Raw genomic sequence first — 12,386 nt, 5'->3', positions numbered from 1 at the left:
ATCCTTGGGGAGGGGAATAAAAATGGCACGTCAACAAGCACAATTACCGGTCAGCTCACCACGTCTGCTCGCTTCCGCCATCGGCGTGGCAATCACCGCCGGCTCCGCAGGCCACATGGTGTTCGCCGCCGAAAAAACCGACAGCAAAGCCACCGGCAATGCCATCGCCCTGGACGCCACCGCCATCACCGGCGAAGCCCAGGACTCGACGTCCTACCAGGTCGAGAAAGCCTCCTCGCCCAAGTACACCGCACCGCTGGTTGATACGCCGCGCTCGGTCACCGTTATCCCGCAACAAGTTCTGAAAGACACCGGCGCCCTGAACATGCAGGACGCGCTGCGCACCGTACCGGGCATCACCTTCGGTGCCGGTGAAGGCGGCAACCCGCAGGGCGACCGTCCGTTCATCCGTGGTTTCGACGCCCAGGGCGACACCTACCTCGACGGCGTGCGCGACACCGGTTCGCAGAGCCGCGAAATCTTCGCCGTGGAAAACATCGAAGTCAGCAAGGGCCCGAACTCCGCCATCGGCGGTCGCGGCGCGGCTGGCGGCAGCATCAACCTGGTGAGCAAGAAAGCCCACCTGGGCAACTCCTTCGACGGTGGCTTCACCTGGGGCTCCGACCAGACCCAGCGCTACACCATGGATGGCAACTACCAGTTCAGCGACACCGCTGCCGGCCGTCTGAACCTGATGAGCCACGAGAGCAACGTCGCCGGTCGCGACAAGGTTGATTACGACCGTTGGGGCATCGCGCCGTCCCTGGCCTTCGGCCTGGGCACCGACACCCGCGTCAACCTCGACTACTACCATCTCGAAAGCAACGACACCCCGGATTCGGGCATCCCTTACACCATTCCGGCCGGTGGCTCGGCGGCGCGTACCAAGTCCAACCCGGACAAGCCGTACGCCGGCGGCGATCACAGCAACTTCTACGGTCTGGACCGCGACTTCCGCAAGGGCCGCACCGACACCGCGACCTTCGCCATCGAGCATGACCTGAGCGACTCGCTGACGATCAAGAACACCCTGCGTCACGGCACCAGCATGCAGGATTACATCCTGACCCAGCCGGACGACAGCAAGGGCAACGTGAACAACGGCAGCGTCTGGCGTCGTGCGAACACTCGCGTGAGCAACACCGAGACCACCACCAACCAGACCGACCTGTTCGGCAACTTCTACGTCGCCGGCTTCAAGAACAGCTTCTCCACCGGTGTCGAATACACCCGTGAGGAAAGCAGCAAATCCTCGTACAACGTCAACACCGACACCACGCCGCGTACCTCGGCCGTGACCACCAACTGCAACCCGGGCCTGATCGGCGCCGCCAGCGGCTACAACTGCACCTCGCTGTCGAACCCGACCCCGAACGATCCGTGGAACGGTGCGATTTCGCGCAACTACGCCGGCACCGACACCCAGTCCGATACCTACGCGCTGTATGCTTTCGACACCCTGGAGCTGTCCGAGCAATGGCTGGTGAACATGGGCCTGCGTTACGACCACTTCGAAACCGGCTACAAGACGTACACCAACGCTGGCCGCACCACCTCCAAGGGTTCGGACACCAGCGAGTTCGTCACCGGCCAGTTCGGCGTCGTCTACAAACCGGCAGAGAACGGCAGCATCTATGCGTCCTACGCCACCTCCGCCACACCGCCGGGCAACACCCTGGGTGAAGGTCAGGAAGGCAACCCGCTGGGCGGCACGCCAGATCGTAACGGCAACCTGCTCAAGAGCGACATGGAGCCGGAAACCACCAAGAACTACGAAATCGGTACCAAGTGGGATCTGCTGAACGATCGCCTGTCGCTGACCGCCGATATCTTCCGCACCGAGAAAGAAAACGCGCGTGTCCAGGTTGATACCACCTCGTACGAAAACGCCGGCAAGACTCGTGTACAAGGTATCGAGTTGTCCGCCAGCGGCAAGATCACCGACAAGTGGCAAGTGTTCGCCGGTTACGCCTACATGGACAGCGAACAGGTTGACGGCGGTGACCTGCCGGCCAACAAGGCCAACAACGGCAACGAGCTGCCTAACACGCCGAAAAACAGCGCCAGCCTGTGGACCACTTACCAGGTCACGCCGAAGCTGACCATCGGTGGCGGTGCGTTCTACGTGGATGACGTGTTCGGCAGCGTGGCCAACACCACCATGGTCGATTCCTATGTTCGCTACGACGCGATGGCGGCGTACAAGCTGAGCAAGAACGTCGACCTGCAACTGAACGTGCAGAACCTGACCAACGAGACCTACTACGACAAGGCCTTCTCGACTCACTTCGCCAACCAGGCGGCGGGCCGTACGGCATTGCTGAGCACCAACTTCCACTTCTGACAGAAGCCGGAAGCACCGGGCCCCGTTCATTCATTTGAGCGGGGCTTTTGTGCGTAATAAAGAACGTTTCTCGATAAGCCACGGCATAATGCACGCCGTGAACACAATTTCCGAACGGACAAGGCAAGCGACGTGTTGAAGAAAACCCTGTTCCAGTTGCACTGGTTTTTTGGCATCACTGCCGGGCTGGTGCTGGCCCTGATGGGCATCACCGGCGCTGCCTATTCGTTTCAGGACGAAATTCTCAAAGCCCTCAACCCCTCCGTGTTGCAGGTGGAGAAACAGGTCGCCGGCGTCCTGCCGCCCGCCGATCTGGTGGCGCAGATCGAAGCAGCCTCGGGCAAGAAAGTCTCGATGCTCTCGGTCGAGACCGAAAGCGGCAGCGCCGGGCGCGTCTGGTTCACCCCACCGAAAGGTGAACGCCGTGGCGAGATGCGCTACTTCGATCCCTACACCGCCGAGTTCAAGGGCGACGCTACCGGCCAGGACTTCTTCGGCCTGATGCTGCAACTGCACCGGTTCCTCGCCATGGGCGATACCGGCCGCAACATCACCGGTGCCTGCACCCTGATGCTGCTGTTCTTCTGCCTGTCCGGCCTGTACCTGCGCTGGCCACGTCAGTGGAACAGCTGGCGCGTATGGCTGACCCTCGACTGGAAGAAAAAGGGCCGCAGCTTCAACTGGGACCTGCACTCGGTGTTCGGCACCTGGTGCATGCTGGTTTACCTGCTGCTGGCACTGACCGGACTGTCCTGGTCCTACGAGTGGTACAACAAGGGCCTGACCAGATTGCTTTCCGATGCGCCGCAAAACGAACGCGTGCGCGGCGGTCGCGGCCCGGCCCCTGAAGGTCCGGCGCCGACCGCCGATTACGCCGCCATGTGGGTCAGCATCTACAGCGCCGCAGGCCCGGGCCTCGCCTCCTACAACATTCGCATGCCGCCAGTGGCCGGCCAACCGGCGACCGTGTTCTATCTGCTCGACAGCTCGCCCCACGACCGCGCGCTGAACCAGATCACCCTCGACCCGGCCACCGGCGTCGTCAAACGCGTCGACCGCTACGCCGACAAAAGCTTCAAGGCGCAATTGCTGACCAGCATTTATGCGTTGCACGTAGGCAGCTATTTCGGACTGGTCGGGCGGATCATCGTCACCGTCGCGGCCGTCTTGATGCCGCTGTTCTTCATCACCGGCTGGTTGCTGTACCTGGATCGCCGACGCAAGAAAAAGCAGATCAAGGATGCCCGCAAAGGCCTCGACCAACCGGCCGGCGATACACCGGCGTGGCTGATTGGTTTCGCCAGTCAGAGCGGTTTTGCCGAGCAACTGGCGTGGCAGACCGCCGGCCAGTTGCAGGCAGCCGGATTGCCGGTGAAGGTGCAGCCGCTGGCGAATGTCAGCGAGCAGGATCTGCGCGAATCGAACAACGCGTTGTTCGTGGTCAGCACCTTCGGCGACGGCGAAGCGCCGGACAGCGCTCGCGGTTTCGAGCGCAAGGTATTGAAGAACGCGTCGACCCTCGACAGCCTCAACTACGCCGTACTCGGCCTCGGCGATCGTCAGTATCAACACTTCTGCGGTTTCGCCCGACGCCTGCATCAATGGCTGGGCGAGCACGGCGGCAAAACCCTGTTCGCCCCGGTGGAAGTCGACAGCGGCGATCCTTACGCCCTGCGTCACTGGCAGACCCAACTCGGCCTGATCACCGGGCAAGCGCCGGTCGATACCTGGCAGGCGCCGAGCTACGAGAACTGGACACTGGTGCGCCGCGAGCTGATGAACCCGGAAAGCAGCGGCTCTCCGGTCTTCCTGCTCGGCCTGACCGCGCCGACCTCCCGCAGCTGGCTGGCCGGCGATCTGGTGGAAGTGCTGCCACGCAACTGCCCGTGGGCGATCGAGCATTTCCTCGACGGCCTCGGCATCCGTGGCGAAACCAGCGTCAAGGTCAACGGCCTGGAAGAGTCGCTGGAAGTCGCCCTCGCCACCCGCCAGTTGCCCGAGCATCGCGCCCATCTGGTGGGCCTGCACGCCCAGGCGCTGGTCGATGCGATGGTGCCGCTGGCGATGCGCGAATACTCGATCGCCTCGATTGCCGCCGACGGCGTGCTGGAGCTGATCGTGCGTCAGGAACAGCATGCCGACGGTAGCCTCGGCATCGGCTCCGGCTGGCTGACCGAGCATGCTCCGGTCGGCGGCAGCATCAGCCTGCGGGTCCGCCGCAACAGCGGTTTCCATCTGCCGAACGCGCCGGTGCCGATGATCCTGCTGGGCAACGGCACCGGCCTCGCCGGGCTGCGCAGCTTGCTCAAGGCACGGATCGCCGACAATCAACAGCGTCACTGGCTGCTGTTTGGCGAACGCAATCGCGAGCACGATTTCCTCTGCCGTGCGGAGCTGGAAGAGTGGTTGATCAATGGCGATCTGGAACGCCTCGATCTGGCGTTCTCACGGGATCAGGCCGAGAAGATTTACGTGCAGGATCGCCTGCGCGAATCGGCCGGCGAGTTGAAGAAATGGCTGGCGGACGGTGCGGTAATCTACATCTGCGGCAGCCTTCAAGGCATGGCGTCAGGGGTGGATCAGGTGCTCAATGAAGTGCTGGGCGCCGCTGAAGTCGAACGCTTGATCGAACAGGGTCGCTATCGCCGCGACGTTTACTGACATCACAATCCCTGTAGGAGCGAGCCTGCTCGCGATTCGGTTTTACATTCAACACAATTGTTGCCTGTGACACCGTCATCGCGAGCAGGCTCGCTCCCACCGTTTGTTTCGCGGTGAACTCAAGTCGGTTGCAGCTTTTGCTCGAAAACCGCAACCCCCTCCAGATCCCGCAACACCACGCTCATCTCCCCGCTCTGCCCGTCAATGTTCACCTCACCGAAAAACTGAAACCCGGCAAACGGCGAGGCGTTCTGTACCGCCGGCGCCTTCTCGAATACCACCTGCGGGCCAAAGGTCTTGTCCAGCGGATTGGGGCCGAAACTGCCGGCGTTCAACGGCCCCGCGACAAACTCCCAGAACGGTTCGAAATCCTGGAACGCCGCGCGATCAGGGTGATAGTGATGCGCCGCGCAGTAATGCACGTCCGCCGTCAGGAACACGAAATTGCGCACCTGCTGCGCGCGCAAAAAGCCCAGCAGTTCGGCGATTTCCAGTTCACGTCCCTGCGCCGGGCCTGGGTCGCCGTTGGCCACCGCTTCCCAGCGCGCAACACCGGGACTGACCTCGCCATCCGGCACGCCGAGACCGATCGGCATGTCGGCGGCGATGACTTTCCACTGGGCTTTCGAGGCCTTCAATCCGCGCTTGAGCCAGTTCAATTGCTCCCGCCCGAGGAACGGTTTTTCCGCCCCGAGATTGTCGTCGTTGGCGCCGCGATAACTGCGCATGTCGAGCACGAACACGTCGAGCATCGGCCCGTAGCTCAGCTTGCGATAGATGCGCCCGCCGCCATCGGCGGCCTGCAAACGCATCGGCGAATATTCGAGCCAGGCCTGACGCGCTCGGCCGACCAGGGTGTGGATATTTTTTTCCTGATAGCGCTCGTCGAGCTGCTTGCCCGGCGACCAGTTGTTGACCACCTCATGGTCGTCCCACTGCCAGATCTGCGGCACTTCGGCGTTGAAGCGGCGGACGTTTTCGTCCATCAGGTTGTAGCGATAATTGCCGCGATAATCGTCGAGGGTCTGGGCGACCTTGCTCTTGGCTTCGGTGGTGAGGTTGCGCCAGATCCGGCCACCTTCCGTGGTCAGTTGCGCCGGCACTGGGCCGTCGGCGTAGATGGTGTCGCCGCTGTGGATAAAGAAGTCCGGCAGGCGCATGCGCATGGCTTCATAGATGCGCATGCCGCCGATATCGGGGTTGATGCCGAAGCCCTGGCCGACGGTGTCACCGCTCCACACGAAGCGGATATTGCGCCGCGCCGTCGGTGCGCTGCGCAAATGGCCAAGCCACGGTTCACTGGCGACACCGGTGCGGGCGTCCTTGAAATACACACGGTAGAAAATCGCCTGATCGGCGGGCAAACCAGTGAGTTCGACGCGGGCGGTGAAATCGCTGCGGGCATCGGCCAGCGCCGAGACGACCCGGCGCGGATGGCGGAACTGACTGCGGGTGTCCCACTCCACCACCATCTGCGCCGGGCGGTCGGCACGGCTCCAGATCATCGCGCGGTCGCCCTGCAAGTCGCCGGATTGCACGCCGTCAGTCAGTTGCGGTCGATCCTTGACCGACGCGATCACGGCCGGCGCCAGCCCCGGCATCAGCAGTCCGGCGCCGACGGCTTGCATCACGCGCCGGCGACCGGGATTGAAATCGCTCATGGTGTTCTCCCTGAAAAAAGGAAAACTTAAGCACGGGATCATGAATTGGGGATGACAACCTGTTTCCTGTGGGAGCGGGCTTGCTCGCGAAAGCGTCGTGTCAGCCGACATCGACTGCGCAGATACACCGCATTCGCGAGCAAGCTCGCTCCCACAAGTTTTCGCAGTGTCACGCTTTCGCGGGCTCCAACGCCAGTTCCACGGCCTCCGGCCGCTTGACCAGCGCATACGCCACCGCGGTCAGCAGACTGCCCGCGACAATCGCCAGCAGGTACAACAGCGCATGGTTGATCGCGTTCGGAATCGCCAGCACGAACAGCCCACCGTGCGGCGCCATCAGCTTGCAGCCGAAGTACATCGACAACGCACCGGTCAGCGCACCGCCGGCAATGCTTGCCGGGATCACCCGCAACGGGTCTTTCGCAGCAAACGGAATCGCCCCTTCAGAGATGAAGCACAACCCGAGCACCAGCGCCGCTTTACCCGCCTCGCGTTCAGTCTGGGCGAACTTGCGTCGCGCGATGAACGTGGCGATGCCCAGACCAATCGGCGGCACCATGCCGGCGGCCATGGTCGCGGCCATCGGTGCATAACTCTGCGAGGCCAGCAGCCCCACCGAGAACGCATAAGCAGCCTTGTTGATCGGCCCGCCGAGGTCGACGCACATCATGCCGCCCAGCAGCACACCGAGCAGGATCGCGTTGGTGGTCCCCATGCTGTCGAGGAAATGCGTCAGCGCCGCAAGCATCCCGGCCACCGGTTTGCCGACCACGTAAATCATCACCAGCCCGGTGAACAGACTGGCGAACAACGGAATGATCAGAATCGGTTTCAGTGCTTCCAGACTTTGCGGCAGCGCCACATACCGACTGATCGCCTTGGCCGCGTAGCCTGCGATAAAACCGGCAACGATCCCGCCGATGAAGCCGGCGCCCAGGGTGCTCGCCAGCAAACCGCCGATCATGCCCGGCGCGAGTCCGGGGCGGTCGGCAATCGACCAGGCGATGTAACCGGCCAGCAGCGGCACCATCAATTTGAACGCAGTCTCGCCACCGATCTGCATCAGCGCCGCCGCCAGCGTGCCTTCTTCCTTGAACGCAGTGATACCGAACACGAACGACAAGGCGATCATCAGACCGCCCGCCACCACCATCGGCAGCATGAACGACACACCGGTCAGCAGGTGTTTGTAGACGCCGCTTTTCTCCTGCTTGGCCGGCGCTTTGCCGTCGCTCGCAGCACTTTCCTGCTTGCCTTCGGCCAGGGCTTTTTTCAGCGTGGCTTCGGACTGTTTCAACGCAATCCCGGTGCCGCAGCGGTAGATTTTCTTGCCGGCGAAACGCTCGGTGGCGACTTCGATATCGGCCGCCAGCAGCACCACGTCAGCTTCGGCGATGGCTGCCGCACTCAGCGGATTTCGCGCGCCGACCGAGCCCTGGGTTTCGACTTGCAGGTCGTAGCCCAGCCGCTTGGCAGCTTGCTGCAACGCTTCGGCGGCCATGAAGGTGTGGGCGACACCGGTCGGGCAGGCGGTGACCGCGACCAGTCGCGGCGCTTGAGCACTGGCAACCACGGGCGGCGTTTCGTCAGCGACGTAAACTTCCGCCTCGACGGCGCCACGCCGCAGTACTTCTTCGACATCCTGAAGGGCTTGCGCCGGCGCGATCCGAAAGACTTTCTTGCCGATGAACCGGGTCATGTCCACAGATCCAGTGGCGACCAGCAATACCCACTCGGCGGCCTCGATGGTGGCTGCCGACAACTCGCGTTCCGGGTGCGCCGCATCCACCACTTCGACGCTGGTGCTCCAGCCCTGACGCTGGGCCGCGGCATCCAGCAGCCGGGCGCACAGCACACTGGTGACCATGCCGTTCGGGCAGGCCGTGACAATGGCTAACTTCATGACAAACCCTCTTATTGTTCTGTCAGGGGGCGCACGCGCACGCCCTGTTCGAGCTGCGCCAGTTGCGCGGCATCGTGAATACCGAAACCGATCTGGGTCACCGCCTGCGCCGCAATCGCGGTGGCCGTGCGCAGGGTTTGTTCCGGCGTGTCGGCGCTGAGCAGACCGTGCAGCATGCCGGCCAGCAACGAATCGCCGGCACCGACCGTGCTGGCGACGCTGACCTTCGGCGGCGTCGCATGCAGCGCCGAGCCGACGCTGAACCAGTTCACACCGTCGGCACCGTGGGAGATCACCACATGCTCGATGCCTTGGGCGTGCAGCCGATTGGCTGCCTCGGCCTGAGACGCATGGGACACCACTTCACAGCCCAGCGCATCGGCCAGCTCTTCGGTATTCGGCTTGATCAGCCACGGGCCGGCCTTGAGCGCCGCGCGCAAGGCGTCGCCGCTGGTGTCCAGGGCGACTTTCAGGCCCAACGCCTTCAAGCGCTCGACCAGTTCGCGCAACCACTGTGCAGTGACTCCGCGCGGCAAACTGCCGGCGACCACCACCGCGTCATGCCCCGGCGCGATCTGCACCAGACGCTCCAGCAACGCCTGTTGCGCCACCGCGCCGACCACCGGCCCCGGGCCGTTGATGTCGGTGATGCGTCCATCCTGTTCCGCAACCTTGATGTTGCTGCGGGTCTCGCCGGGCACCCGGATAAACGCATCGGTGAAGCCACGTTTGGCGAACAGGGTTTGGAAGGCTTGCAGATTGTCTTCGCCGAGAAAGCCGCTGACCGTCAGTTGATGACCGAGGTCGGCCAGCACCTGTGCGACGTTGACGCCCTTGCCGGCGGCGTGGGTGTGCATTTCGTCGCTGCGGTTGACCTGACCGGCCTCAAGACGTGGCAACTGCACCGTAAGGTCCAGCGCCGGGTTGAGGGTCAGGGTGAGAATCTTGGCCATTACAGGGCCTCCACTAATGCGCGCACTTCGTTGGCGCTGCCCACGGCCAGGGCTTGTTGAGCAAGGTTTTGCGTTTGCGTCAGGCTGAGTTCGCGGATGCGCGCCTTGACCTCGGCGATGCTGCGCCCGGAGACGCTCAGTTCATCCACACCAAGGCCAACCAGCACCGGCACCGCCAGCGGATCCGCCGCCAGCTCGCCGCACACACCGACCCATTTGCCATGGGCATGGGCCGCGCGCACGGTGATGTCGATCAGTTGCAGCACTGCCGGGTGCAGGCCGTCAGCCTGGGCGGACAGGGTCGGATGACCACGGTCGATCGCCAGCGTGTACTGGGTCAGGTCGTTGGTGCCGACGCTGAAGAAGTCGACTTCCTTGGCCAGCACTGGCGCCAGCAAGGCAGCGGACGGCACTTCGATCATGATCCCCAGTTGCAGATCGGCCACCGGGATTTCCAGGCGCAGCCGTTCGGTCATGTCGCGAGCCTGACGCCACTCTTCGACGCTGCCGACCATCGGGAACATGATCCGCAATGGACGGTTGTCCGCCGAACGCAGCAAGGCGCGCAACTGCGCTTCCATGATCTGCGGTCTCTGCAAGGTTAAGCGAATGCCGCGCACGCCGAGGAACGGGTTTTCTTCCTTGGCGATCGGCCAATACGGCAGAGGTTTGTCGCCGCCGACATCGAGGGTGCGCACCACCAGCGGCCGACCGGCGAGGCCGTCGAGGACGCGGCGGTATTCGGCTTCCTGAGTCGCCTCGTCCGGCGCTTGCGGATGGGCCATGAAAATCAGTTCGGTGCGCAGCAGGCCGATGCCTTCGGCGCCCTGCTCCACCGCGCTGATCACACCGGCGCTTTCGCCGATGTTGGCGAACACTTCCACCGCGTGGCCGTCGGTGGTGTGCGCCGGTTGATGGCGTTGTTCGGCGGCGGCTTTCAGGCGTTGTTCGCGGGTGTCACGTTCTTCGCTGGCGCGTTGCAGGGTCGCGGCATCCGCGTCCACATGCAGGCGACCGCGCTGGCCGTCAAGCAGCAACGGCGTGCCCGGTTTCAGCATCAACACCGCAGCGCCCGCGCCGACCAGCGCCGGAATCCCCAGTGCGCGAGCCACAATTGCGCTGTGTGCGGTGGCGCCACCACGGGCGGTGAGAATCCCCGCGACCCGCGCCGGATCCAGCCGCGCCACGTCGGACGGACCGACCTCGTCCATCACCAGAATGTACGGTTGCTCAGGCTCGGCGGGCGTCTGCACGCCACACAGTTGCGCCAGCACCCGACGACCGATGTCGCGCAGGTCGGCGGCACGTTCAGCGAGCAACGCGTCCTGCAACGATTCCTGTTGTTTTGCGGCGGCTTCGATCACGGCCATCCAGGCTGCTTCGGCGCTTTCGCCCTGCTTGAGACGGGTATCGACTTCGTCGGTGAGTTCCGGGTCGTCGAGCATTTCCTGGTGAGTGATGAAAATCTCGCGGATCGCCTTGGCCTTGCTGCGTTCGATCAGGCCCTGAATGTCCTGACGCACGTCGGCCAGCGCTTGCTTGAGACGCTCGCGCTCGATGGCGGCAGACTCGCCGCGCAACGGGTAATCGATGGCTTGCTGGACCTGAATGTGCGCCGGGCCGATGGCGATGCCGGGGGCAGCGGGAATCGCTTGCAGCAGGCTGCCGGAGGCCGGCGCGGTCAGCACTTCGGCGATGTCGGCGATCACTTCACGCTGCTGACTGACTGCTGGCAGCGGCTCGACTTCTTCGCCAAGGCCTTCTTCGATGGCGGCCAGCAAGGCCGGCAACGCATCGGCGGCGATGCTCGGTTCGGCGATGATTTCCAGCACCTGGCCGCGACGGGCGCCGAGGCTCAGCAGTTTGCTCAGGCTCTTCACCGATACGGCGCTGTCCTGACCGTCGACGATGCGCACACGGATTTCACCGTCAAAACTTTTCGCCAGTTGCGCGAGGATTTTCGCCGGCCGCGCGTGCAGACCATGGGCGTTGGCCAATGCGATACGTGCGCTTGGCCAGTCGGCCGGCAACTCACCGCCAAGCACTTCGAGGACTTTGCGGCTGCTGGTGGCGCGGCCCAGTTCATTGCCGCGACCTTCGATCAGCAACGCGCACAAACGCTCGAGCAGCGCCTGATGCGCTTCACCGAGGCTGGCCAGACAGAACAGACCGCTGAGCGGCTGGCCGAGGTAGCGCATCGGTTTGTCCGGCGTGACGAACGCCAGGCCCGGACGCTTCACGGTCTGCTCGCTGTGCAGCCACCACAGGCCATCGCCCAGCGGCAGCGCTTCGACCTGCTGCAATACACCGGCGAAACCATTGCTCACGCAATCGGCCTGGCGCAGCAGACGCGCACCGCGCCAGACCAGCTCTTCGAAATCGTCGGCGGAAACCCCGAGGCCGATCATCTGCGCATCCAGCGCCAGCTCTTGCGGCGCACCTTGCAGCAGTTTCAGCAGCGCTTCGGGCGAACTCGCGCGGCGCAGGGCCTGGCCCAGATCGGTCTCGCCGAGGGCGCGGGTCAGCAGTTGCAGCAGGCGCAAATGTTCGTCGGATTTGGCGGCGATGCCGATGGCCAGATAAACGATCTGGCCGTCGCCCCAGTCCACGCCGTCGGGAAACTGCATCAGGCGCACGCCGGTGGCGAACACCTGATCGCGGGTTTCGGGCGTGCCGTGGGGGATCGCAATGCCTTGCCCGAGGAAGGTCGAGCCCTGAGCCTCCCGGGCCTGCAGGCCAGCGAGGTAGCCGTCGGCGACCAGACCATCGGCGACCAGATGACTGGCCAGCAATTGCAAAGCGGCGGGTTTATCCACAGCCGACTGGCCCATGGATATCTGCTCTACAGTGAGCTCGAGCATGCG

6 protein-coding genes are annotated in these 12,386 nt (G+C 63.7%); 2 read left to right on the top strand and 4 right to left on the bottom strand.

Translation table 11 applies throughout. From position 1 onward, the window contains the following. Positions 1-22: 22 nt before the first annotated feature. The gene (locus CAF90_RS18620) at positions 23-2,344 is read left to right on the top strand and encodes a TonB-dependent siderophore receptor (protein WP_085608048.1); all 2,322 of its coding nucleotides are present in this window, start codon (positions 23-25) and stop codon (positions 2,342-2,344) included. A gap of 132 nt (positions 2,345-2,476) precedes the next feature. Next, a complete protein-coding gene (locus CAF90_RS18615; RefSeq protein ID WP_085608047.1) occupies positions 2,477-5,005 on the top strand; it encodes a sulfite reductase flavoprotein subunit alpha in 2,529 nt (842 codons plus the stop codon). A 119-nt stretch (positions 5,006-5,124) separates the two neighbouring features. Here the strand turns inward: CAF90_RS18615 and CAF90_RS18610 are convergent, their stop codons facing one another. The 4 genes from CAF90_RS18610 to ptsP all read right to left on the bottom strand — a co-directional run bounded on the left by CAF90_RS18610 (position 5,125) and on the right by ptsP (position 12,383). Further along, positions 5,125-6,666 (bottom strand): alkaline phosphatase, encoded by a 1,542-nt coding sequence (locus CAF90_RS18610; RefSeq protein WP_085608046.1) that lies wholly within the window; start codon positions 6,664-6,666, stop codon positions 5,125-5,127. A 169-nt stretch (positions 6,667-6,835) separates the two neighbouring features. Beyond that, positions 6,836-8,569: a PTS fructose-like transporter subunit IIB gene (locus CAF90_RS18605; protein WP_085608045.1), complete on the bottom strand. Its 1,734-nt coding sequence runs from the start codon at positions 8,567-8,569 to the stop codon at positions 6,836-6,838. A gap of 11 nt (positions 8,570-8,580) precedes the next feature. Then, the gene (pfkB, locus tag CAF90_RS18600) at positions 8,581-9,522 is read right to left on the bottom strand and encodes a 1-phosphofructokinase (RefSeq protein WP_085608044.1); all 942 of its coding nucleotides are present in this window, start codon (positions 9,520-9,522) and stop codon (positions 8,581-8,583) included. Beyond that, positions 9,522-12,383 carry a phosphoenolpyruvate--protein phosphotransferase gene (gene ptsP, locus CAF90_RS18595; protein ID WP_085608043.1) on the bottom strand — a complete coding sequence of 954 codons (2,862 nt, stop codon included), beginning with the start codon at positions 12,381-12,383 and terminating at the stop codon, positions 9,522-9,524. Before ptsP ends, pfkB begins: the two co-directional genes overlap by 1 nt. Between the last annotated feature and the right edge of the window lie 3 nt (positions 12,384-12,386).

Origin of the sequence: Pseudomonas sp. B37(2017) (assembly GCF_002112885.1) — a bacterium.
Taxonomy (GTDB): domain Bacteria; phylum Pseudomonadota; class Gammaproteobacteria; order Pseudomonadales; family Pseudomonadaceae; genus Aquipseudomonas; species Aquipseudomonas paraglycinae.
The sequence above is the reverse complement of the archived record's forward strand: the minus strand, read 5'-3'. Positions and strand labels throughout refer to the sequence as shown.

Bases quoted from the DNA above. Each gene is read 5' to 3' on its own strand.
- CAF90_RS18610 (WP_085608046.1), bottom strand. From the start codon at position 6,666: ATGAGCGATTTCAATCCCGGTCGCCGGCGCGTGATGCAAGCCGTCGGC.
- CAF90_RS18620 (WP_085608048.1), top strand. From the start codon at position 23: ATGGCACGTCAACAAGCACAATTACCGGTCAGCTCACCACGTCTGCTC.
- ptsP (WP_085608043.1), bottom strand. From the start codon at position 12,383: ATGCTCGAGCTCACTGTAGAGCAGATATCCATGGGCCAGTCGGCTGTG.
- pfkB (WP_085608044.1), bottom strand. From the start codon at position 9,522: ATGGCCAAGATTCTCACCCTGACCCTCAACCCGGCGCTGGACCTTACG.
- CAF90_RS18605 (WP_085608045.1), bottom strand. From the start codon at position 8,569: ATGAAGTTAGCCATTGTCACGGCCTGCCCGAACGGCATGGTCACCAGT.